We start from the raw sequence: 23192 nt of genomic DNA, 5'->3' as shown, positions 1-23192 counted from the left end.
AATTATGAAATACGGTATAAATATAAGTACTATATCTAAAGATAAAGTCTTTATTCTCGTACTTTGCCACATTGGTGCTTTCTTATTTCACTTTATAATGAATCATATCCTGCCTAAATTTGGTATTTTTACTAAAGAATATATGATTAGTACAACTATTTGTGGTATTTCGGGTGGGTTATTTTGTATTTTACTTTTATTGATAATTCAAAATGAAACAGTCGGTTTTATAGGTATTTTTATATACTCACTTATTCATGGTACTACCTCTTTTTTATCTATTAGTACGAGTGGATATTACACTTTTTTGTTAAAAAAAGAATACGAAAACGATATATCATTTATTTCAAGTTGCGTGGCTATATATTCTAGATTGGCCGCTGTTGTATCTTTATTTATGGTGTCGCTATTTCCTTCTTCCGAACCTGTTTATTATTATCTTATTATTCTAGCGGTTTCTTTTATATTATGTGGTTTAGTTACTATAAAATAGTTTTGGTCGTCTAGTGACAAACTGAATCTAGAATAGTAAACTCATCGCAACTATTTTAAAATAACTAAAGACACATATGGCTTTTTCAGAATTTGAAAAGAAACAGCTTTTAGAACTAAAATTTGTTGGTGATAAAATTATTGAAAGATTGCAACAAATGGAATTAGACTCTTTCGAAAAACTACGTAACACCACATTAGATGAAATATTAAACAAAGGCGCTTTGTTAACTGGATCATCATGTTGGAAAAATAGCCACCAAGCAAAAACTGCCATCCAAAATATTTTAGCTTTGGTTAATCAAATATGATTAATCTACAGCATTAATTAATTGAGATAAAAGCCTAATTCTCTAGTGTAAAAACAAGATACTTTTTCCTTTTCAATTAAAACAATTATTGCATTAGGTCTATGTATCTTTTGCCTTAATTTTTCTAGATGATGCTGTTCTAGTTGTGGAATCGCACTTTTTATTCTATTCCATTTTGATACATTAATTGTAAGATGGCTTTGTTCCCAAGCATATTCACTACTACTACAGTAAGGAACGATTTTATCATCTTGCTGATAAGCTAAATAAAGATCAATATTATCTCTTGATAAACGGGTAGATACTTCAATTTCATGATCCCATTCAGCATTGAATTGCGCTCGGCTATAACAATTTTTAAAATTCAATATCATACTTTTAGCCTGTGAACTTTGCCCAAGTTGTTGTCCTAATTCTTTATAAAAAACCTCTTGTAAACCTTCAGGTGGCTCAAGATTGCTATGATAAACTGATTCAATGAGTAATCTGGCATCTTCGGGCATTTTTATGACGCCTTTTTGACGTAAGATTCGTTGCGTTAACCATAAATAAGCATGATTGGCGTAAACATATTTAGTATTGCCAAATTCTGGGTAATCTAGCCAATCTTGGCTTGGATTATTATTCCAAGTTGGCGCAAATATAGTTAATATCGGTTTATTTCTATCATCACAAGGTTGATTTTGGTTTGTGGATAGTTTGATATTTCCTTGTTTATCTCGTACATGTCGTTGTAAACGACCTGCACGTTGTATCAATAAATCAATTGGGGCAATATCACTAATCATTTCGTCAAAATCGAGATCTAATGATTGCTCAATGACTTGAGTTGCAATGATGATCTTTCCTGAGCGAATTGCATGATTTGAGGTTTTTCCTGCCCATGCTAACGTTTTTTGTTCGATATCCAAGCGATCACAATATGCAAAGCGACTATGAAATAGTAAAATTTGCTTACTATCAAGATTCAAATTTTGTTGTAGTTGTTGATATAAACTAATTGCGTCAGCCACACTGTTTTTTATCCAGCAAATAATTTTCCCTTGCTGGATGGCAATCTTAATTTTTTCTATACCAGAATCAATATTATCAATCCAGTCAATATCAACTTGCCGCTTTACTTCATCTCTTGTCTCTATTGCTTGTTCGACTAAGCCTTGTTGATTGAGTTTTGTCAATAAAGGAAAAGGTAAATCTGAATTTAGCGTTAAAGGCGATTGATTTGAATTTAATCCTTTATAAAAAGCATTAAGTAATTTTTCACGTAGAAAAAAGGGTAAAGTTGCGGTAAGTATAATCGCACTCCCTCCTTGTGAAAAATGATACTGTAACAGTGATTCTAATAATTTCGCCATATAACTATCATAAGCATGAACTTCATCTAAAATCAGTAACTTATGTCGTAGTCCTAATAGCCGCAACGATTGATGTTTAAACGGCATAACTGCCATTAAAGCTTGATCTAGCGTTCCAACTCCAACTTCAGCAAGCAATGATTTTTTTCGTGTGTCAACAAACCACTCATTACACTCGCTACTCGCTGAATTTTCATTTGTGAGGTATTTGGGTTGACTAAGATTATCCAAATTAATGACTGTTTGGGTAAAATTGGGATTCATATAACTTGCACCATGAGCTAGAACAAGCGATGGATGGCTGTTAGATCGATATAATTGCCCATATACCTGTGCTGTGCGTTGATATATTGCATTTGCGGTAGCTTGAGTTGGTAAGCCAATATAAATCCCTTGTGCTTTCCCTGCTGCCATTAATCGATGTGCCAAAATCATTGAAGCTTCTGTTTTACCCGCTCCAGTAACATCTTCCATAATAAATAACTCTGGGCCATTATCTGATAGTTGGCAAGATAATGCTTGCTGTTGTAAGGGGGTTGGTTTTTCAATAAATGGAAATAAGTTTTGGATACCATTGAAAGGCATAATAGGGGATTGTTGAGGTAAAGCCGCTACGGCTTTTTCAGCTCTAACTAGAGCGTAGTTTAACCAATATTCTGACAATTCCATCACATTTGAAGAAAAGGGGAAAAATTGTTGGTTGGAACCTAACCAATCACTAATAACGGTTATTGCCGCTAATAGCCAACTTAGTTTGTTAAGATTTTTACGGAATGTTTTGTCAAAAAAGCGGGTGTGGTAACTGGCTAAATTATTATCCACAATAAACAGTTGATTAATTGCTTTAATATAACCTAATGAAGCTTGCTTATCTTGTGTGTTAAATGATGAGTTACCATTGGCATCCAATATAGGCGGTTTACCATGATGGCCTGTCATGATTAATAACCAGATATTATATACCTGTTCAATATTATAATTGTATGATTCTAGCTGTATTTCTGATTTTTCAATTAAATAGTTCTGCCATAACCAGTGTCCAAGCGAATCATGTCGGGTAGTGTAACTTTTTGCTGGATCGGCGGCGACGAGCTTGGGATTATTATGCTTGAATAATTGCTGGAACCCATTAGCAAATTTACCAATATCATGCCAAGCTAAAAAGTAGGCAAACCAAAGGGCTGCGTTTTCCATCTCATCTGATGAGAAGCCAAGTTGCTCAAATAATTCAGCAGAATAAAAATAATTCTTTTTAACAATATGGTATCCACAAGCAGCGACATCTAAATTGTGATAAGCCAGTAGGTGATAATCATCGCTATCATCGCTATTGTCCCTTTGTCGACATTTTCCCCAATATTGATAAAACGATTCAATCATTGATATTATCCCTTCATTACGTTTGACAATAGATATGTTTAATAATATTTATCTTTTTTTATGATATTTATTTTTTAATAATTGATTTAATATAACTTGTTTTATTTAAAAATAAAGGTATCTTTTTACCTAACATTATCATTTTATATCAACTTTATTAATTAGGTTTTGCTCATTTAGTTGAAGTTTGGCAAAATAGACAGCCTGAGTTAAGGGGAGTGTTATCACCTTAGATGATTTAGATATGTTAAAAATAAAAAAGTAGCATAAACACGCTATTGTTAAATAAATTACTAATGGATTTGGGATGATTATTCGAATTAAACAACCTATAAAAACATTATTCATCTTGAGTTGCCTAACTAGTCTAGTTATTTGTTCTGCGCCTGCTTTTGCCGATGAAGAACAACGAGAGCCTCAAACTGATCTAAACGAGGATGTTAATGCCCCAGTTCAATTAACTGAGGATGAACGAATTGATATTATTGGTCCTAGCCAAATAACTGAGAAAATTTATCATAAAACGATTTTTTCACTTTCAGGTCAACCTAAATATTCAGCTAATTTTCAACATCTTGATTATGTCAATCCAAATGCGCCTAAAGGTGGTGCGATTAAGCTAGCTGAAGTTGGCTCTTTTGATAATTTTAATCGTTTTGCTAGCCGAGGAGCTCCTGAGCGGAGTTCGGGATCGTTATATGACACACTTTTTACCAATACTGCCGATGATATTACCAGTTTTTATCCACTTATTGCTACTTCAATAACTTATTCTGATAGTTATCGCTGGGCTGAAGTTTCAATTAACCCAAATGCTCGTTTTCAAGATGATCAGCCAATTACTGCACAGGATGTTGCGTTTACTTTTCACAAATTTATGACCGAAGGTGTGCCTCAATATCGTGTTTATAATAAAGGCATTACCGTTAAAGTGATAGATAATTATCGTTTGCGTGTTGATATCCCTAATTCTGATCGTGAAAAATTATTTTCATTTGTCGGTAGCATGCGAGTTATGCCAAAACATTTTTGGCAGAATCATGATCTTGCTGAACCTTTAAACACCCCACCTATTGGTAGTGGTCCTTACTATATTAGCGAATATAAATTAGGGCAATATGTTGTTTATCGACGTAATCCCAATTATTGGGCACGTAATTTGCCGATTAATAAAGGGTTAGATAATTTTGACGAAAAACGAATTGACTATTATATGGATGATAATATCTCGTTAGAGGCCTTTAAAGCAGGTGAATATGATTTACGAGCTGAAGATCAACCTAAAAACTGGTTTACTCAATATCAAGGAAAATATTTTGATGCTAACCACATTGTTAAACAAGAAAAACCCGTTCAAACGGCAACTGATACTAAGTGGTTAGCGTTTAATTTGCAAAAAGATCTGTTTCACGATGTTAAAGTGCGTGAAGCAATCACACTGGCATTTGATTTTGAATGGTTAAATCATGCATTTTATTATGACAGTTACAAAAGGCCTTATAGTTTTTTTGAAAACACAATCTATGCAGCAATCGGCAAGCCTAGCGAACAAGAGCTAAAATGGTTAAATGCTTATAAAGATATTATTCCAAAGCGTGCTTTTGGTAATGCTTATTATGTACCTAAAAGTGATGGATTGGGTTTTAATCGTGATAATTTATTAATAGCTGCTGAATTACTAAAACAAGCTGGATGGGTAATTAAAAAAGGTAAACTGATTAACACTAAAACACAGCAACCTTTTGAATTTGAACTGATTAGTTATCTTGGTAGTGATATTAAGTATGCAATTCCCTTCCAACAAAATTTAGCGCGCTTAGGGATCACCATGAAAATTACCTTATTAGATTCAGTACAACAATTACGCCGTGTTCGTGAGCGTGATTATGATATGGTTGCTCGTGATTATTATGCCGTCAATTACCCAAACTCTAATTTGCAGATACTTTGGGGGAGCGAGTATCTTAATTCATCGTGGAACGCATCGGGTTTGCATAACAAGGCGATTGATGGCATTATTGCTGAAATTACCAAAAATGTAGATAATCAAGAAGCATTAATCCCTCTAGGGCGAGCTCTTGACCGAATTCTAACGCAAGAGTACCCCATGATTCCAATGTGGTATAACAGTAAAACGTATTATGCATACTGGAACAAATTTGGGCAACCAGCCATACAACCGACTTATGCAATAGGCGTTGATAGCTGGTGGTATGATGCTAACAAAGCAGCTAGCCTGCCTAAAAATCGGAAACATTAATATGCTCAATTATCTTATTCGTCGACTTCTATTGATTATTCCAACATTATTTGTGATTTTAACTATCAATTTTTTTATTGTGCAAGTAGCCCCTGGTGGGCCTGTCGATCAGGCGCTTGCTATGATTGAAAATGGATCGCAAGCAGGACAAGGACTATTGCCCGGAAGCATTAGTTCATCGACATCAATTGAACAGTATAAGAATGAATCTAGCTATCGAGGATCACGAGGGCTCGATCCACAAATTGTCGCAATGATTGAAAAACAGTATGGTTTTGATAAACCAATATTTGAACGTTATATTGAAACGCTCAAAAAGTATATTTCATTCGATTTTGGCAATAGTTTTTTTAAAAGTGAATCGGTAGTAGGGTTAATTGTTAAAAGCTTACCTGTTTCGATTTCGTTGGGGCTGTGGAGCACACTAATTGTTTACCTAATTTCAATCCCTTTAGGCATTCGTAAAGCGGTGAAAGAGGGTTCTATATTTGACTTTTGGTCAAGCACACTAATTATTATTGGTTATGCTATACCTCCTTTCTTATTAGCTGTATTGCTAATCGTGGTGTTTGCGGGCGGTAGTTATTGGGATATTTTCCCTCTACGAGGGCTTATTTCAAATCATTTTGAACAACTTGATTTTTGGGGCAAAGTGAAAGACTACGCATGGCATATTTGCTTGCCCACCATTGCAATGGTCATTGGTGGTTTTGCTTCGCTCACTATGTTGACTAAAAACTCATTTTTAGATGAAATTCGTAAACAGTATGTCATCACTGCACGAGCTAAAGGTTTAAGTGAACGAAAAATTATATATAAACATGTTTTTCGTAATGCAACGTTACTGATTATATCGGGCTTTCCTGCTGCTTTTGTTGGTATTCTATTTACTGGGTCGTTACTCATTGAAATTATCTTTTCGCTCAATGGGCTTGGTTTATTGGGTTATGAAGCTATTATTCAACGTGACTATCCAGTCATTTTTGGTTCTTTGTATATTTTTACGTTAATAGGGCTCATCACTCAACTCTTATCGGATTTATCTTATATGATGATTGATCCACGCATTGACTTTGAGGCACACAAATAATGACCAAAAACTATTCTATTAATCAGCAACGTTGGCAACGGTTTAAACATAATCGTCGTGGTTATTATTCACTCTGGTTATTTTCAATTTTATTTGTGGTTAGTATATTTGCTGATTTTATTACTAACGATAGACCTATTTTTATTAAATATCAGGATAATTATTATTCACCGATTTTTCATTTTTATCCAGAAACACAGTTTGGTGGTCAATTAGAAACACAAGCCAATTATCTTGATCCTGTTGTACAAAAGAAAATAGAAGCTAATGGTTGGATTTTATGGGCACCGTTTCGCTACAGCTATAGTACATTAATTTATGATACGGCAAGCACCTTTCCAACGCCGCCCTCATCATCACATTGGTTAGGCACTACTGATGCGGGTTTTGATGTGTTTGCCAATATCTTGTATGGTTTTCGTCTCTCAATGTTTTTTGCCATTTTTTTGACAGTATTTACTTCTGTCATTGGTGTTATTATTGGTGCGATTCAAGGTTATTATGGTGGTATCGTTGATCTGATAGGTCAGCGATTTATTGAAATTTGGTGTGGTTTACCTGGATTATTTGTGATTATTCTATTAGCTAGTATTTTACCGCTTAATTTTTGGTGGTTGCTTGGTATTACCGTTTTATTTGGTTGGATGGGGTTAGCGGGAATTGTACGTACTGAATTTTTACGTACCCGCAATTTTGATTATATTCGTGCAGCTAAAGCTATGGGGGTTAGTGACATTAAAATTATGTTCCGCCACATATTACCTAATGCGATGGTGGCAACATTAACCTTTTTACCATTTATTCTTTGTGGATCAATTACCACCTTAACGTCGCTAGATTTTTTGGGTTTTGGTTTGCCTATTGATTCACCGTCTCTTGGTCGTTTATTGCTACAAGGTAAAAATAATTTGCAAGCACCTTGGCTTGGTATTAGTTCATTTTTAATCATTGCAACTTTGCTTTCGCTGCTTATTTTTATTGGTGAGGCAGTCAGGGATGCATTTGATCCAAACAAAGGAGTGTATCGATGAGTTCTCCTTTATTATCCGTTCAGGATTTAAGTATCGCTTTTAAACGTAACATTCAAGCTGTATCCCAAGTAGTAAGCAATGTTAGTTTTGATATCCATGAACAAGAAACGTTAGCCTTAGTTGGTGAATCTGGTTCGGGTAAAAGTGTAACAGCGTTGTCTATTTTACGTTTACTGTGTAAAGATCAAGTGACTTATCCCACAGGGGATATTTTGTTTGAAGAAAAATCGTTATTACATGCAACAGACAAAACACTGCAAAATGTGCGTGGTAATCAAATTAGCATGATCTTCCAAGAACCGATGGTGTCACTTAATCCACTACACACGGTTGAAAAACAGCTTTATGAAGTGCTGTCATTACATCGAGGTATGCGCCGAAATGTCGCACGTAATGAAATTTTGCAATATCTTGATCGAGTGGGCATTAAAGAGCCAAAAAGCAAATTATCCTCTTACCCTCATCAACTGTCGGGCGGAGAACGGCAACGAGTTATGATTGCCATGGCCATTCTAACTCATCCCAAATTGTTAATTGCCGATGAGCCAACTACAGCCCTAGATGTATCGGTACAAGCACAAATTATTCGCCTGCTTAAAGAGCTAAAAAATGAATTAAATATGAGTCTATTATTTATTTCACACAATCTTGGCATTGTCAAAAAACTAGCGGATAAAGTTGCTGTTATGCAGCAAGGAAAAATCGTTGAGTATAACAATAGGCAACGCATTTTTTTACGTCCTGAACATGAATATACTCGCACCTTATTAAATTCAGCACCGAGTGGCGATCCCGCGCCATTGCCTAATACGCCAGGAATACTGCTTAATGTTAACCATTTGGATGTTGAGGTAATCGCTAGAAAGGGATTTTTTCAAAAAACTAAAAAGAAAATTGTCAATAATGTTGGTTTTGCTGTACATCAAGGCGAGACGGTCGGTATTGTGGGGGAATCGGGCTCCGGTAAAAGCACAACGGCACTAGCTATTTTGCGGTTGATTAAATCACAAGGTAATATTGTATTTGATAGCCACCCGATACAAAATCTAACTGGCAAAAAATTATTGCCATTCCGAAGTCGTATCCAAGTCGTATTCCAAGATCCGTTTTCGTCACTTAATCCTCGTTTTAATATTGAACAGATTATTAGTGAAGGATTAATGACGCACAAAAAACAAAGTAAGAAACAACGTGAGCAGGCCGTTATTGATATTATGCAAGAAGTGGGTCTAGATCCCGATATGCGTTATCGCTATCCAACAGAGTTTTCTGGTGGGCAGCGCCAACGAATAGCTATTGCTAGAGCTTTAATTTTAAAGCCAGAATTGTTAATTTTAGATGAGCCAACTTCATCTTTAGATCATACAATTCAAAAACAAATTATTAATTTACTGAAATCATTGCAAGAAAAACATCAGCTCAGTTACCTGTTTATTAGCCATGACTTAGCGCTGGTTTACTCAATGTGTCATCAAGTTGTTGTTATGAAAGAGGGTAGAATTATAGAGCAAGGCTCGCGAGAAAAGATTTTCTATTCTCCTGAAGAAGAATACACCAAAGAGTTACTTTCTTTTTTAGATAAACCACCTCGTAGAGCGAGTAACACGTTGATAGATGAAAACAAAGAAGAAAAATTTACTCATCAAGATGACAGCCAATCAAATAAAAAACAAGGTAAAAAAGTGAATTGGGATGATGCATTATTAATGGGCAAAAGGTAAAAGCATACAATAAATTATTCAGCAGGAACACGATGCAAAAACAAATACGATTTTTTTTATTAACGCTCTGTTTATCACTCACATCAATAGACGCCATGGCGTTAACTTGTAGTGATAATCCTACTCAAAATACAGCGAATGCCAATAACTATATTTTTCAGATCCTTGATTATATTGATTCCCCTATACAAGGCATTAGACACGAGGTGAGAACATTAACCACTAAATTAACTACTGAAACTAACAGTACGAACGCTAAACATGCATTAGAATATGATACTAACGGAGAAATAATAAAAAGCCATTATGCTCTTTATTTAGATAAAAACGTTCGAATCTATTCTGAACACCTACAAAAAAATAAATCGGGTTGGGAAAATATTATTGAAGATGTCGAAGATAAAACTAATAGCATTACCCAATTTAATACTGATGAACAAGGTAAAATTATTGTATCACAACAGACTAAAAAAGCGGTTGATTTCATTTTTTTTGAAACCGATAACTACGTTTACGATAATAATAATTGCCTTATCAATAAAAATGTCCAATGGCAACTCAAAGAAATTGATGAGAATGGCAAATATACAGGGAAAGAGCAAAAAGGAGCTTCAACCTACACATTTGAATACCAAACACACCAATTAGCTAAAGTGCGCTATCAATTTAGTAATAATATGCAAAACGAGAGTGATTTTTTGTATCAGTATGATAACAACCTTCATCGTTTAACAACTATAGAAACATCTTATTTATCTGCTGGTAAAGAATTAGCACATTATGTCACTCAATTTTTAACATTTAATGAAAAAAACGATTGGCTTACAGCCAAAAAATCTAAAAATAACAAACAAACTAATATTATTCGCGAAATTACTTATTATTAGTTTCCAAAAATAAAAAAAGCGTTAATTGATTAATAACGCTTTTTATTTTGTCGCAATTTTCAAATGTTTGCTATATCCGAATAAACAAGACATAAATGGCATGAACTGTCCATGCCAATGCTAAACCAAAAGTAAGTAGTTTTTCGCGTTTTGGGTGAATATTATACTTGTGCAAAATGGTTAAAATTTGTTGTAATCCACACCAGATAGGTAGTGAAATCATCAAAAATAAAAAGATTTTGCCAAATTCCGTATTGGCTATTTTAAGAATATAAGAACGTGTTGCTGCATCACCAAAAGGGAGGATAAATATCATAGTTATTAGCACAATGGGAGAAAAAACAGCCGCCCATGTACCCCCTAGCACAAATAGCCCTTTTACAACTTTTCCATTGGTGCTTCTAGCTTGGATTTCTTGATTTTTCATTGATTAAATACCACTTATCTTAAGATAAATAACAGCAAATAGGCTGACACAAAAATTGTCGCTATCCACAACCCTATAATAATTAAATAAGCTTGTGATTTTTTAGCAGTACGATATAAAAATATCGTTTTAGGAATGGAATTAAACCAACTGATTGAATGAAAAATAGCGACCAACAATGCAATGCTATTGAGCACAATAACAAAAGGACTACGTAAAAAGAAGATAAAACGATAAAACTCGTCTTGCCCCATGGCATTGGTGTACATACAAATAACACCAAACATTAAAACTAAACTGACCCAAATCATTGAAAAGGGAACTAATTTATTAAGGATTGACAGAATTGAAGACTGTTCTTTAGGTGAATCAAGGCGCTCAGATGGACTGTTGCTGTTATCTAGATCATTATTTTTTTTAATCATAACATTTCTCAATGTGTGTAACATTATTATGTAATTGATGTTTCGAGTGGTTAGTATTTTATGCAATATTATAAACACTAAGCCATTGAAGCAGTCAAATTAAAGTCATGCATGATATCGGTTTTTCATGTAATAGCCTATGCAGAAAGTGCGTTGGTTTAATCGATATATTATTTTTATGGTCAATATCCAACCAAGTTCAAACAAATAAGTTTTTTAAAAAAGAAGCTAAGATCACATTTTTTTAGGTTAATTTTCGTTAGACTAATAACACCCGCTTAACTCACTGACGATAAAATAAAAATCCCCACAAAAGTGGGGAACGGATCGCAATTATTGCTAACTACGGTTTATCCCTATTAATATAAGGAACGTTTATTCTGAAATTCCATTGTAACATATAACGTAAAGATGTTTTATGTTTATGAACAAGTATAATATAATAATTGCTAACTACTTTGTTGTTTTCTTGATTTGCTATGACGAGTATGCTAAATTAGTTCAGGCTAGAACAAACTAGCCGTATATTATTAGCACAGTATGTAATAGCCTAAGTGTAGGAACTTTGAGTATACATACGTTGCTAATATTTTCAATGAATTATTTTGAAGGTAAAAAAATGAGATTAATAAAATATTTTTTAATTTTTAAATCTAGAATGCAACGTAATAATAAATTAAAAAAAACATTGATATTTGAAGTTAAACAAAAGATAAATGAACAAGAAATTAGATCTTGTAGCTTAACTATAAAAAAACAAATTCATTAAAACTTTAATTTAATATAAAAAAGATAAGCGGTATAATAGTGTATCGCTTATTGTCAATAAGAAGGAGTGAGTTTTGTTCTGTTTATCTCTTCTAGACGAAGAATGGATCCCCGTGAGACATTTTAATGGTCAAATAAGTAAAATTAAGCCTAGCCAAATTGCTGACGAAACCCTCTCCGATTTGGCCTATTTTAGACCTGACTTCCAAGGTGCTGCATACCAATTTCTTATCGGTTTGCTACAAACCACTTTTTCTCCTGAAGATAATGATGAATGGTTAGAATATTGGCATGAAGGTATTACTCAATCACAATTAGATGAAGCATTCAAACCAGCTAAACAGGCCATGCAATTTGGTGAACATAAACCGGCATTTATGCAAGATTTTACGCCATTAGATGGTAATAAAGTACCAATATCGGGCTTATTGGTTGAAGCACCGGGTGAAAACGCATTAAAGAAAAATACTGACCATTTTATCAAACGTGATTTTGTCAAAGCGATCTGCCCGCATTGCGCTGTTATGGCACTGTTTACTTTGCAAACTAATGCGCCATCGGGAGGACAAGGGCATCGCGTTAGTTTGCGAGGTGGTGGGCCGATTACCACTTTAATGATGCCTGCACTCGATACATCAACGCCATTATGGAAAAAGTTATGGCTAAATGTGATGCCTCTCGATGATGACGAAAAACCTCAACATTATGATGAAACCGTCTTCCCGTGGTTAAACAAAACAGTAACTAGCGAACCACCCAAAAATTTAAGTGTATTCCCTGAGCAAGCTAATTGCTGTCAAGCATATTGGGGGATGCCTCGCCGCATTGAGCTTGATTTTGAAAATACCACGCAAGGCGATTGTGACCTTTGTGGTGAAAAATCGCCCGAGCTTATTAGTCAGTATCAAACAAAAAATTACGGTGTTCAATATAAAAATTGGCGACATCCGTTATCACCTTATCGAACCGACAGTAAAACGGGGGAACCGATTGCGATTAAAGGCCAACCGGGAGGATTAATTTATCGTGATTGGTTAGGTATGGTCAGTACCAATGACGAAACTCAGTCAGCCCGATTAGTTGCAGTTCATTATTCGCGTGGATTGAGAGCTTCAGAAAAATATCATCTTTGGTGTTTTGGCTATGATTTTGACAATATGAAGGCTCGTTGTTGGTATGAACATACTTTCCCTGTTTATGCAATATTTGATGATTTGGATAGCGATATTAAAGAACTAATAACACTTGCGCTAGATTTCAGCAAAGATACCTTGCCAATACTCCGTAAAGCGATGAGTAGTATTAACAAGCAATCAAGCACCGTTGATATCGCTTATTGGAAGGAAACTGAAACGCCTTTTTATCAATATATTAAACAATTGATTGAAGAGAAAGACAACCCAAATGGTCGCTTTCCTTTGTTATTCGATTGGACCAATACCTTATTGAAATATATCACACAAGTTTATGATAAAGCTGCTTTTGCTGACCCAGATCAACTCATGATTAGCTCTGAAAAAATCACCGCAAGAGAAAACTTAATTAAAGCTTTTAATAAATTGAGAAATATCAAAAAGATTAAAAATAACAAATCGTCTTGATTGCATGTGGGGGAGAACAACATGTCAGGCACTATCCAAAAAAAGCTGATGATCTTAAATGATAACCATAAAAAGATTATCGATGAGTGGTTTTCTATGTTGCAGCTAAGGCAATGTACATTTAATGGTATTAGCTACAATGGACGTAAATTGCGTGCTGAATTACGTCGGAATGCACTATCTGAATTTATAATCTTACAAGAAGGCTATATGATTTTAGCCAAGGCACTTATTCATAACGATAGCAAATTGCCGCAAACGGATGTTCAGTATCAAGCACTACAGATATTTGTCAATGCCGCTGCTTTTGCTCAAGCTAATAATGACAAAGCCCCATTTGCCGCACAATTAAGTGAAAAAGTAAAAGGTGGTGAACGTAGCTTTTTATCTCCGTTACGATTTGAACAGCTTTGCGAAAGTCAAACGCCTGAAGAATTTTGTCGTCGCTTGATTCGTGCGGTAAAAATACGTGGCGAAAAAGGTGTTAACCTTATTTCACTTGCCGACGGCATCTTTTTATGGATGCAAGAGTGGTATGAGCGAGAGTATAAGCATAATTCATCAGCCAAAACTAATCCGTTTGAACGCCTTTCTGTTCGTTGGGCAATGGACTATTTTTCAACAAAAAATAATTCTAAGGAATAATCATCATGACTACATTTATTCAATTACACTTATTAACTGCTTATGCGCCTTCAAATTTAAACCGTGATGATTTAGGGCGACCAAAAACAGCCAAAATGGGCAACACCGATCGTTTACGTATTTCATCACAAAGTTTAAAGCGAGCTTGGCGAACCTCGGACTTTTTTTATCAATCATTAAGCGATCATATTGGTGTTCGCTCACGTCGTTTTGCTCGAGATTGGGTATATACGCCAATGATTGAGAGTGGTATTTCTGAAAAAATAGCCAAAGACAGTACCATCAAAATAGCAAGCCAGTTTGGTAAAGTAAAAAATGAAAAATCACCTAAAGATCCATTAACTAATTTAGAGATTGAACAATTGGTTCATATTAGCAGTAATGAGCAACAAGCAATCAATCAATTAGTGGAATTATTGATTAATGAAAAACGTGAGCCTAGCGATGATGAAGTGAAATTACTACGTAAAGAAAATAGTAGTGTTGATGTGGCATTATTTGGACGAATGCTAGCAGATAGCCCAGCATTTAATATTGAAGCCGCGTGCCAAGTTTCTCATGCATTAGGTGTAAGTACGGTTACGATAGAAGATGATTTCTTTACTGCTGTTGATGATTTAAATAATAACGATGTTGATGCTGGTTCTGCTCATCTGGGTGAGCGAGGATTTGCTTCAGCACTATTTTACACCTATGTTTGTATCAGCCGTGATTTACTGCTAGAAAATTTAAATGGTGATGAAGCATTAGTAGAAAAAACCTTAAAAGCTTTAACCGAATCGGCAACAAAAGTGGCTCCAACTGGTATGCAAAACAGTTTTGCCTCAAGAGCATATACCTCTTATCTATTAATAGAAAAAGGCTCCCAACAACCGCGCTCTTTAGCTGTGGCCTATTTTAACCCAATTCGTGGCCAAGATATGGTGAATGATGCGATTACCCGTTTAGAAGAGCAACGTGATAAATTTGATAAAGTTTATGGGCAATGTGCCGATAGCCGCTATATTCTCAACAGTGAAACAGGAGAAGGAACACTGAGTGCTGCATTAGATTTTGTTGCGCAAAAATAGGAGAGCGGACAAGATGATAAACCATCTTATTTTTCAGATTTATGCCCCTTTTACCTCATGGGGCGAACCGGCTGTTGGTGAAGTTCGCCACAGCAATATCATCCCTTCACGTTCGGCTTTATTAGGAATAGTGGCTGCCGCACTTGGTATAAGGCGTGATGATAAACAAATTGATAACTTTAATTTGCATTATCATTTTGCTATTCGTCCTTTTATTGCTAATAATAGTTGGTTTAGAGATTTTCAAACGGTACAAGCACCTAAAGCGAACAAAAAGCAAGTATGGCATACCCGTTTTGACGAAATACGAAAAAGCCCTCTTGAGCTAGAAACCTTATTATCACAGCGTGAATATTATAATGACGTTTATTATCAAATTGTCATGTCTGAAACCGACAAGGCGCCCTATCGTTTAGAGCAAATACAACAAGCATTACTTGAGCCCGTTTTTCCATTATATGCAGGCAGAAAAAACTCACCATTATCACTGCCATTATCGCCTATCTTGTGCCAAGGCACATTGAGCGATGCTTTTATTTTTGCCGATAAACATTACCAAGATTGCCATCGTCAAGATCCTGTTATCAATAAATTATTACAAGGCACTGCGGATGAATATTATTGGGAACAGAATAATCAAGAAGATCGATTTGATGTCATTAAAATTCAGTGCCGACAAGATCAACCAATAAATCGTCATCGATGGCAATTTATTAACCGTCAGCAGTTTTCAGGCCATTTGAAAGGGAGTGAATAGATGTATTTTTCTCGAGTTACTTTAAAACTGAATCGGTTTCATGATGTTTTACATCAGAAAATGCAAAATTCAGGACCTTATGCAATTCATCAATGGTTATGGCAACTCTTCCCTAATCAAGATAAACGCGCCTTTTTATTCCATGAGGAACAAATAGGTAAAGGTTATCAATACTATTTATTATCGGAAACCGAGCCACTCTCAAATCATGATTTATTTTCAATAGAAACTAAACCATATCAACCCAAATTAACTGTTGGAATGAGATTGATTTTTTCCTTACGAGCTAATCCTGTGGTATTTAAAAATGGTAAACGTAGTGATGTAATGATGAATGCTAAATATCTAGCAAAACAACAAGGTTTAAGTTCAAAAGAGATAAAAATCCGACAAATTGATGCAGCAATCAACTGGTTAATAAAACAGAGTGAAACCAGAGGATTTTCATTATTAACAACGGATGATCAACAAGTACATTGCACTGTAATTAGTTATAACCAACAGCAATTTAGTAAAAGAAGTGATCTCAAACCGATTACTTATAGTACTGTTGATTATCAAGGGGTGTTAACGGTGACGGATGCAGAATTGTTTTTAAACACAATTTATCGAGGTATTGGTAAAAGTAAAGGATTTGGTTGTGGCTTATTCTTGATAAAACATTATCAATAGGATGGGGTGCTATGGTTTATGTTCCTCTTAATCCTATTCCTTTAAAAAATAGAACCTCAATGATTTTTTTACAATATGGACAAATTGATGTTTTAGATGGGGCATTTGTATTAATTGATCAAACAGGTATTAGAACACATATTCCAGTAGGCTCTATAGCATGCATAATGCTTGAGCCTGGAACTAGGGTTTCACATGCCGCAGTCAAGTTAGCAGCAACGGTCGGAACCTTGCTTGTTTGGGTCGGTGAAGCTGGCGTAAGAATGTATTCGTCAGGTCAACCCGGTGGAGCAAGATCTGACAAACTGCTTTATCAAGCTAAATTGGCTTTAGATGATAATTTACGTTTAAAAGTGGTTAAAAAGATGTTTGAATTGCGATTTGGTGAACTTGCACCCAGTCGTCGTTCGATTGAACAATTACGAGGAATTGAAGGCGCACGAGTGCGAGAAACCTATTCTTTATTGGCTAAACGTTATAACGTAAAATGGCATGGGCGAAAGTATGATCCCAAAGATTGGCAAAAAGGCGATACCATTAATCAATGTATAAGTGCAGCCACCTCTTGCTTATATGGCATTACGGAAGCCGCTGTCTTGGCAGCAGGTTATGCTCCGGCAATTGGTTTTGTACATAGTGGCAAGCCACTATCATTTGTTTATGATATTGCTGATATTATTAAATTTGATACTGTCGTTCCCAAAGCTTTCGAAATCGCCGCAAAGAACAAGAGCGATCCTGATCGCGAAGTTAGAATTGCGTGTCGCGAAATTTTTAGAAGCCAGAAAACATTAGCAACATTAATTCCTCTTATTGAAGAAGTTTTATCAGCCGGTGGCATTGAACCACCGCCACCTCCAGACAATGTTCAACCCCCCGCTATTCCCGAACCTCAATCTCTTGCCGATAGCGGTTTTAGGAGTCGCTAATAATGAGCATGTGTGTTGTTGTAACTGAAAATGTTCCGGCTCGATTACGAGGCCGTTTAGCCATTTGGTTACTTGAAATTAGGGCTGGGGTTTATATTGGTGATATATCAAGACCGATAAGAGAAATGATATGGCAACAAATTATTAAATTTGCAGAAGACGGTAATGTTGTCCTTGCTTGGGCAACTAATACTGAATCAGGATTTGATTTTCAAACCTATGGTACAAATAGAAGAGTTCCGGTAGATCTTGATGGGCTACGCTTAGTATCATTTTTACCTATTAAAAATCAATAAGTTAATTTTCTTTAAAAATTAGAAAAATTTGGTAGGATTTAATAGCAGATATAAGTTTAAATAAAACAAATATCTATATTTAGAGTGTTCCCTGTATGTACAGGGATATACCGTTAGGCTTTTTGTGGCTGTCACAGGTGTAACCGTGTTCCCTGTATGTACAGGGATATACCGTTCGTTGGCTTTGTATATAACCAATTCAGCCAGTGTTCCCTGTATGTACAGGGATATACCGTCAATATTTACTGGTCAATGCTTGGGCAATATGTGTTCCCTGTATGTACAGGGATATACCGCTGTCAGATTGTTGCAGGAAAACCGATTGATAGTGTTCCCTGTATGTACAGGGATATACCGCACACTCTATGAATAAGTGCTTTGATTTGAGCGTGTTCCCTGTATGTACAGGGATATACCGGTATGCAAAATATTTCGCTGTTCGATTGTTCGGTGTTCCCTGTATGTACAGGGATATACCGCACAATAGCTATAACGGCGTTTCTAAATTTAAGTGTTCCCTGTATGTACAGGGATATACCGGAAATACCTAGACAATCAGTACAGCCGTGGACAGTGTTCCCTGTATGTACAGGGATATACCGACTTTATGGCTTACTTTGTAACGTTGAATATAGTGTTCCCTGTATGTACAGGGATATACCGTATTGCCTTGAATCTTGATGTGCTCTAAACAAGTGTTCCCTGTATGTACAGGGATATACCGCATTAGGTTTGCAAATGCAGTTTTCCTCACAAGTGTTCCCTGTATGTACAGGGATATACCGTAAAAGCAACAACGCCAATCGTGCGCACCATTGTGTTCCCTGTATGTACAGGGATATACCGCCCTGATAGTTTGAGGAATCCCAAAATAGCTTGTGTTCCCTGTATGTACAGGGATATACCGGAATATCGGCTACACAACTAGAATCGTATCGCCGTGTTCCCTGTATGTACAGGGATATACCGTCTTGCGCTAATCGCTGGTGTTGTATCAAACTGTGTTCCCTGTATGTACAGGGATATACCGCAATCCAAGCCTCTGGATAAAAAAATACTGATGTGTTCCCTGTATGTACAGGGATATACCGCTCTTTCAGCAATCAGTTTTAATCCAACATAAGTGTTCCCTGTATGTACAGGGATATACCGAACTGGCTCTATGTAGAAAACTAGGTAAATGCGTGTTCCCTGTATGTACAGGGATATACCGAGTTGCCAGAAACCCTTACTGATTGCGTTGTAGTGTTCCCTGTATGTACAGGGATATACCGCTATTGATGAGTATGTGAATGAAATTGATTCGGTGTTCCCTGTATGTACAGGGATATACCGGTTTAATTAAAACGCTGGCTATAGTTAAAAACGTGTTCCCTGTATGTACAGGGATATACCGCCAACTTGATGACCATTAAAATCAAATTTAATGTGTTCCCTGTATGTACAGGGATATACCGGCAGAATGTAATCAAAACAGAACTAACAGATTGGTGTTCCCTGTATGTACAGGGATATACCGTGCTAATGGTTCTGCCGTACACGCCAGTTACAGTGTTCCCTGTATGTACAGGGATATACCAAATAGCGTTAGCACGTAACCGAGCCATCAATCGTGTTCCCTGTATGTACAGGGATATACCGTATTTATAAAAATACCAATAAGAAATGTAGATGTGTTCCCTGTAGGTACAGGGATAAACCGAACGCTATCAAACAGCACGAGAGCGACTTAATGTGTTCCCTGTAGGTACAGGGATAAACCGATTTCGATGTTATCCCCGTTCATGATGGCGAAAGTGTTCCCTGTAGGTACAGGGATAAACCGAGCACAAAAAAATGACGACGAGAACGAAATAAGTGTTCCCTGTAGGTACAGGGATAAACCGATAGAAATTTCATTGATGTTTTTATCAAATTTGATACAATTATTAAAAATAACAAAACAGATTGATTAAATGTTTACGATAAAAACGCATGATGATGCTAAATCTGAAATTCTAGATTTACCCGCAGAATTAAGAGGTCGAACAATTAAATTGATTGAAAAACTAGAACAATTTGGACAAATGCAAATGCCACATAGTAAATCGTTGGGGGGAGGGTTGTTTGAATTGAGAGCGTTAGAGCGCAATAATATAGCTAGAACTATTTATGTTTATCAAAAAGAGCAAACGATTTTTATTTTACATGCGTTTGTTAAAAAAACACAAAAAACACCAGTTGGCGCAATGCAAATAGCGAGAACCCGACTGAAGGAGATGATTGAAAATGAATAAAAAACACAGCACAACATTTAGTGAAATCAAAGATATCGCGCTAGCAGATCCTGTAGCGCGTGCGGCATATGATGATGCAGAGGACGAGTGGAAATTACGTGAATTATTGTTGACAGCGAGAGAAACAGCAAAACTATCTCAAACTGAGCTAGCAAAACGTTTAGATATTGCACCGTCTAACATAAACAGAATTGAACGGGCTCCGTTGAACACAAACATAAAAACGATTTTAAAATATTTAAACGCGTGTAATGCAAAAATAGATATGAATTTATCTACATTATAAATTTAAAGTAGTGCATCAGCACTACTTTTTGGCAAATCTGGGGAAATAACGTTAATATCTGTTGTATCAATGCGTGCAACATCAATCGTAAACAATTCTAAATTTTCTAATAACTGTTTTTCAGGCTCTGTAGCTTTATTATATTTAACAGCTTGTTGTAACAATATTATGTGAGCGTTAGCGTCATTAATTAATTGCTGTTTTTTTGATTTATTTATTGCTGTAACCTCTGTTGCTGTTAATACTCGTTTTACAGCCACGGGATATCCAGAAACATCAGGTTGTATAACTAAACCGGCATATTATTGTTGTAGTAATTCAGAATGATATTCTCGAGTGATTTCTATAGAATCTATCGGCGGTTCACTCATATTAGAATCATAAAAACCGTTGGTGTTTGCGTTATAAAATGTGTGTTCCCTGTAGGTACAGGGATAAACCGTTGAGAAATTAACTCAGAAAGCCTCTGAAGCTGTGTTCCTTGTACCCACAGAGGTAAAGCTGTATTTGTTATATGTTTCATTTATTTTATAGAAATTTAAATAAAATAAAAACTTCAATAAAATCAATGGTTTTTCTGAATGATTTTTATTTCTACATTAAATATCTATAGGTTGGTTGTTATTGTATTAATTATAAGTTTAATATTCTCTTTATTATAAATAGCTTACAATTAACGGAAAGTTTAACAATATAGTTGTTATTATAATATTTACTGTAAAACTAAAAGAAATTATTAATAATGCTGTCTAAAATAATTAGCAAAAATGGCGTACAATATAATGGCATATAAATATTATAAATAATTTAGGAAATTAGTATGACAGGCAAATTTATTGCCATTGAAGGGCTTGAAGGGGCTGGTAAAACAACGGCTATTAATACTGTTGCTCGCATTTTGAATCAACACGATATTGGTGATTTGCAATTTACACGTGAGCCAGGTGGAACGCCGATAGCTGAAGCTTTACGTAATATTATTAAAAATGGTTTAGATAATGAGCCTTTGACTGATAAAGCCGAATTACTTATGCTATATGCCGCACGTATTCAGTTGATTGACAATGTGATTAAACCAGCACTGCATGCGGGTAAATGGGTTATTGGCGATCGTCATGATTTATCCACGCAAGCTTATCAAGGTGGAGGGCGTCAGTTAGATAAAGTTTTTATGATGACACTAAAGGAACAAGTATTAGGTGATTTTAAACCTGATTTGACTTTGTATTTGGATATTGATCCTGAAAGTGGTTTGTGGCGAGCAAGATCTCGAGGCGATCTCGATCGTATTGAACAACAGTCGCTACCTTTTTTTAAGCGAGTTCATCAACGCTATTTAGAACTAGCTAAACAAGATGAAACGATTAGGGTGGTTGACGCTACAAAATCAATTGACAATGTAGCTGAGCAAATTGAACAAATTTTAATAGATTGGTTAACAAAACAGGTTAATATTTAATGATGTTAAGTGATTATCCTTGGCTTTTGCTACCTTATCAGCAATTGGCTTTTGGTATTATGCATAAGCGTGCTCATCATGCGCTATTAATTAATTATGTCCAAGGTAGCGGTGAAAATGAATTTATTGAAAATCTTGTCAACCGTTTGTTATGCCAAAATTCACAGCAATTGGAGCCGTGCTTTAAATGTCACAGTTGCCAATTGTTTTTGTCTCATCATCACCCTGATTATTATGCGATAACTAATGAACAAGGTAAGCAATCAATAGGTATTGATCAAATACGTAATATATCTAGCAAGATTTACGAAAAATCCCAACAAGGTGGTAATAAAGTTATTTGGATTAAACATGCCACTTTAATGACTGAAGCAGCGGCTAATGCACTACTAAAAACGTTAGAAGAACCGCCAGACAGTACATATTTTATTTTAAGTGATGAGCATAATAGCCAATTATTGCCTACGATTCATAGCCGTTGTTTTTCTTATTTTTTACCAACTCCAAAGTTAGAACAATCTATTGAGTGGTTAAAAAACAAACATGATCAACAATACAGTGATAATGAGCTTGCTTCGGCGTTATTATTGAGCGAAAATGCGCCACTAAGAGCTATCGCACTATTAGCACCAGAAAAGTGGCAACAAAGAAACGTGTTTTGTAGCCAATTATTAGAGGTTATTCCTCAAAATAATTATTGGCAATTAGCAAAGACCTTTGATAATGAAGATTTTATTGAACGAATTATTTGGTTTTGCGCTTTATTAAGCGATGCGCTTAAAGCAAAGCAAAAAGCGGGGCGCTTTATTGTTAATCGTGATCAAGTCCCGTTAGTTCGATTACTTGCGACTCAAAATAATGAAAAGCTTTCTGCTCTTTATCATTTATGGTTACAAGCAAGAAATCAGTTATTGACTATTACAGGATTGAATAAGGAACTGATTATTTATAATGTACTTGCTCAATCCGAATTAATTAGCGAGGCAAAAAGCTAAGCTGTTTATAAAAATTTTATTAATGCTTCAAAAAAGCACACATTTAAGCTAAAAGGATC

21 protein-coding genes, 1 pseudogene and 1 CRISPR repeat array are annotated in these 23192 nt (G+C 35.5%); of the genes and pseudogenes, 18 read left to right on the top strand and 4 right to left on the bottom strand.

Translation table 11 applies throughout. The features are described 5' to 3' along the window. Window positions 1–4 precede the first annotated feature (4 nt). Both A9G41_RS07760 and A9G41_RS07755 read left to right on the top strand, forming a co-directional pair. Window positions 5–493: a hypothetical protein gene (locus A9G41_RS07760; protein WP_065582548.1), complete on the top strand. Its 489-nt coding sequence runs from the start codon at window positions 5–7 to the stop codon at window positions 491–493. Window positions 494–569: 76 nt separating this feature from the next. Further along, window positions 570–803 (top strand): Pathogenicity locus, encoded by a 234-nt coding sequence (locus tag A9G41_RS07755; protein WP_065582547.1) that lies wholly within the window; start codon window positions 570–572, stop codon window positions 801–803. Window positions 804–820: 17 nt separating this feature from the next. On the opposite strand, the gene A9G41_RS07750 is transcribed toward A9G41_RS07755, so the two are convergent. After that, window positions 821–3538 carry a CRISPR-associated helicase/endonuclease Cas3 gene (locus tag A9G41_RS07750; protein ID WP_065582546.1) on the bottom strand — a complete coding sequence of 906 codons (2718 nt, stop codon included), beginning with the start codon at window positions 3536–3538 and terminating at the stop codon, window positions 821–823. A gap of 307 nt (window positions 3539–3845) precedes the next feature. Here A9G41_RS07750 and A9G41_RS07740 point away from each other — a divergent pair, with 307 nt between their 5' ends. The 5 genes and pseudogenes from A9G41_RS07740 to A9G41_RS07720 all read left to right on the top strand — a co-directional run bounded on the left by A9G41_RS07740 (window position 3846) and on the right by A9G41_RS07720 (window position 10527). After that, window positions 3846–5798, top strand: coding sequence for an extracellular solute-binding protein (locus tag A9G41_RS07740; protein WP_081295761.1), 1953 nt, complete (start codon window positions 3846–3848; stop codon window positions 5796–5798). 1 nt (window position 5799) lies between these two features. Beyond that, a complete protein-coding gene (locus A9G41_RS07735; RefSeq protein ID WP_065582544.1) occupies window positions 5800–6888 on the top strand; it encodes a microcin C ABC transporter permease YejB in 1089 nt (362 codons plus the stop codon). Continuing rightward, window positions 6888–7919: an ABC transporter permease gene (locus A9G41_RS07730; RefSeq protein ID WP_065582543.1), complete on the top strand. Its 1032-nt coding sequence runs from the start codon at window positions 6888–6890 to the stop codon at window positions 7917–7919. The genes A9G41_RS07735 and A9G41_RS07730 overlap by 1 nt, the downstream gene beginning before the upstream one ends. Beyond that, window positions 7916–9490 (top strand): annotated as a pseudogene (yejF, locus tag A9G41_RS07725) (microcin C ABC transporter ATP-binding protein YejF); the annotation flags it as partial. The gene A9G41_RS07730 and the pseudogene yejF, both read left to right, overlap by 4 nt. Window positions 9491–9672: 182 nt before the next feature. Beyond that, window positions 9673–10527: a hypothetical protein gene (locus tag A9G41_RS07720; RefSeq protein WP_065582541.1), complete on the top strand. Its 855-nt coding sequence runs from the start codon at window positions 9673–9675 to the stop codon at window positions 10525–10527. Window positions 10528–10597: 70 nt separating this feature from the next. Here A9G41_RS07720 and frdD read toward each other — a convergent pair whose 3' ends face one another. Then, on the bottom strand, window positions 10598–10954 hold the full coding sequence (gene frdD, locus A9G41_RS07715) for a fumarate reductase subunit FrdD (RefSeq protein ID WP_065582540.1): 357 nt from the start codon (window positions 10952–10954) through the stop codon (window positions 10598–10600). 14 nt (window positions 10955–10968) lie between these two features. Further along, window positions 10969–11379 (bottom strand): hypothetical protein, encoded by a 411-nt coding sequence (locus A9G41_RS07710; protein ID WP_065582539.1) that lies wholly within the window; start codon window positions 11377–11379, stop codon window positions 10969–10971. An 842-nt stretch (window positions 11380–12221) separates the two neighbouring features. Here A9G41_RS07710 and casA point away from each other — a divergent pair. From casA to A9G41_RS07665, 9 genes are all read left to right on the top strand, one after another. Further along, window positions 12222–13748 carry a type I-E CRISPR-associated protein Cse1/CasA gene (gene casA, locus A9G41_RS07705; RefSeq protein WP_065582538.1) on the top strand — a complete coding sequence of 509 codons (1527 nt, stop codon included), beginning with the start codon at window positions 12222–12224 and terminating at the stop codon, window positions 13746–13748. A 21-nt stretch (window positions 13749–13769) separates the two neighbouring features. Next, entirely contained in the window at window positions 13770–14393 is a 624-nt protein-coding gene (gene casB, locus A9G41_RS07700; RefSeq protein WP_065582537.1) for a type I-E CRISPR-associated protein Cse2/CasB, read from the top strand. 5 nt (window positions 14394–14398) lie between these two features. After that, window positions 14399–15463, top strand: coding sequence for a type I-E CRISPR-associated protein Cas7/Cse4/CasC (gene cas7e, locus A9G41_RS07695; protein WP_065582536.1), 1065 nt, complete (start codon window positions 14399–14401; stop codon window positions 15461–15463). A gap of 13 nt (window positions 15464–15476) precedes the next feature. Continuing rightward, the gene (cas5e, locus tag A9G41_RS07690; protein ID WP_065582535.1) at window positions 15477–16220 is read left to right on the top strand and encodes a type I-E CRISPR-associated protein Cas5/CasD; all 744 of its coding nucleotides are present in this window, start codon (window positions 15477–15479) and stop codon (window positions 16218–16220) included. Next, window positions 16221–16892: a type I-E CRISPR-associated protein Cas6/Cse3/CasE gene (cas6e, locus tag A9G41_RS07685; RefSeq protein ID WP_065582534.1), complete on the top strand. Its 672-nt coding sequence runs from the start codon at window positions 16221–16223 to the stop codon at window positions 16890–16892. 11 nt (window positions 16893–16903) lie between these two features. Next, window positions 16904–17821 carry a type I-E CRISPR-associated endonuclease Cas1e gene (cas1e, locus tag A9G41_RS07680; RefSeq protein WP_065566910.1) on the top strand — a complete coding sequence of 306 codons (918 nt, stop codon included), beginning with the start codon at window positions 16904–16906 and terminating at the stop codon, window positions 17819–17821. A gap of 2 nt (window positions 17822–17823) precedes the next feature. Continuing rightward, window positions 17824–18117, top strand: coding sequence for a type I-E CRISPR-associated endoribonuclease Cas2e (gene cas2e, locus A9G41_RS07675; protein ID WP_065582533.1), 294 nt, complete (start codon window positions 17824–17826; stop codon window positions 18115–18117). Window positions 18118–18201: 84 nt separating this feature from the next. Next, window positions 18202–20003: direct repeats of the CRISPR family, unit length 29 nt; unit sequence GTGTTCCCTGTATGTACAGGGATATACCG. A gap of 69 nt (window positions 20004–20072) precedes the next feature. Beyond that, window positions 20073–20393, top strand: a complete 321-nt coding sequence (locus A9G41_RS07670; RefSeq protein ID WP_075539528.1) for a type II toxin-antitoxin system RelE/ParE family toxin — start codon at window positions 20073–20075, stop codon at window positions 20391–20393. Continuing rightward, window positions 20386–20679 carry a helix-turn-helix domain-containing protein gene (locus A9G41_RS07665; RefSeq protein ID WP_082259639.1) on the top strand — a complete coding sequence of 98 codons (294 nt, stop codon included), beginning with the start codon at window positions 20386–20388 and terminating at the stop codon, window positions 20677–20679. Before A9G41_RS07670 ends, A9G41_RS07665 begins: the two co-directional genes overlap by 8 nt. 2 nt (window positions 20680–20681) lie before the next feature. Here the strand turns inward: A9G41_RS07665 and A9G41_RS07660 are convergent, their stop codons facing one another. Next, complete coding sequence (locus A9G41_RS07660) at window positions 20682–20939, bottom strand: tail fiber assembly protein (protein ID WP_075539527.1); 258 nt, start codon at window positions 20937–20939, stop codon at window positions 20682–20684. Window positions 20940–21499: 560 nt separating this feature from the next. Between A9G41_RS07660 and tmk the strand changes: the two genes are divergently transcribed. Together tmk and holB are read left to right on the top strand one after the other, a co-directional pair. Next, complete coding sequence (tmk, locus tag A9G41_RS07655) at window positions 21500–22138, top strand: dTMP kinase (protein WP_075539526.1); 639 nt, start codon at window positions 21500–21502, stop codon at window positions 22136–22138. Next, complete coding sequence (gene holB / locus A9G41_RS07650; RefSeq protein ID WP_081302188.1) at window positions 22138–23133, top strand: DNA polymerase III subunit delta'; 996 nt, start codon at window positions 22138–22140, stop codon at window positions 23131–23133. The genes tmk and holB overlap by 1 nt, the downstream gene beginning before the upstream one ends. Window positions 23134–23192: the final 59 nt, after the last annotated feature.

The sequence above is a fragment of the Gilliamella sp. Nev5-1 genome, from assembly GCF_001690895.1.
In the GTDB taxonomy this organism is placed as follows: Bacteria; Pseudomonadota; Gammaproteobacteria; order Enterobacterales; family Orbaceae; genus Gilliamella; species Gilliamella apicola_C.
The sequence above is the reverse complement of the archived record's forward strand: the minus strand, read 5'-3'. Positions and strand labels throughout refer to the sequence as shown.

Excerpts from the sequence above, each read along its gene's own strand:
- A9G41_RS07760 (WP_065582548.1), top strand. The coding sequence starts at position 5 with ATGAAATACGGTATAAATATAAGTACTATATCTAAAGATAAAGTCTTT.
- A9G41_RS07755 (WP_065582547.1), top strand. The coding sequence starts at position 570 with ATGGCTTTTTCAGAATTTGAAAAGAAACAGCTTTTAGAACTAAAATTT.
- A9G41_RS07750 (WP_065582546.1), bottom strand. The coding sequence starts at position 3,538 with ATGATTGAATCGTTTTATCAATATTGGGGAAAATGTCGACAAAGGGAC.
- A9G41_RS07740 (WP_081295761.1), top strand. The coding sequence starts at position 3,846 with ATGATTATTCGAATTAAACAACCTATAAAAACATTATTCATCTTGAGT.
- A9G41_RS07735 (WP_065582544.1), top strand. The coding sequence starts at position 5,800 with ATGCTCAATTATCTTATTCGTCGACTTCTATTGATTATTCCAACATTA.
- A9G41_RS07730 (WP_065582543.1), top strand. The coding sequence starts at position 6,888 with ATGACCAAAAACTATTCTATTAATCAGCAACGTTGGCAACGGTTTAAA.
- A9G41_RS07720 (WP_065582541.1), top strand. The coding sequence starts at position 9,673 with ATGCAAAAACAAATACGATTTTTTTTATTAACGCTCTGTTTATCACTC.
- frdD (WP_065582540.1), bottom strand. The coding sequence starts at position 10,954 with ATGAAAAATCAAGAAATCCAAGCTAGAAGCACCAATGGAAAAGTTGTA.
- A9G41_RS07710 (WP_065582539.1), bottom strand. The coding sequence starts at position 11,379 with ATGATTAAAAAAAATAATGATCTAGATAACAGCAACAGTCCATCTGAG.
- casB (WP_065582537.1), top strand. The coding sequence starts at position 13,770 with ATGTCAGGCACTATCCAAAAAAAGCTGATGATCTTAAATGATAACCAT.
- cas7e (WP_065582536.1), top strand. The coding sequence starts at position 14,399 with ATGACTACATTTATTCAATTACACTTATTAACTGCTTATGCGCCTTCA.
- cas5e (WP_065582535.1), top strand. The coding sequence starts at position 15,477 with ATGATAAACCATCTTATTTTTCAGATTTATGCCCCTTTTACCTCATGG.
- cas6e (WP_065582534.1), top strand. The coding sequence starts at position 16,221 with ATGTATTTTTCTCGAGTTACTTTAAAACTGAATCGGTTTCATGATGTT.
- cas1e (WP_065566910.1), top strand. The coding sequence starts at position 16,904 with ATGGTTTATGTTCCTCTTAATCCTATTCCTTTAAAAAATAGAACCTCA.
- cas2e (WP_065582533.1), top strand. The coding sequence starts at position 17,824 with ATGAGCATGTGTGTTGTTGTAACTGAAAATGTTCCGGCTCGATTACGA.
- A9G41_RS07670 (WP_075539528.1), top strand. The coding sequence starts at position 20,073 with ATGTTTACGATAAAAACGCATGATGATGCTAAATCTGAAATTCTAGAT.
- A9G41_RS07665 (WP_082259639.1), top strand. The coding sequence starts at position 20,386 with ATGAATAAAAAACACAGCACAACATTTAGTGAAATCAAAGATATCGCG.
- tmk (WP_075539526.1), top strand. The coding sequence starts at position 21,500 with ATGACAGGCAAATTTATTGCCATTGAAGGGCTTGAAGGGGCTGGTAAA.
- holB (WP_081302188.1), top strand. The coding sequence starts at position 22,138 with ATGATGTTAAGTGATTATCCTTGGCTTTTGCTACCTTATCAGCAATTG.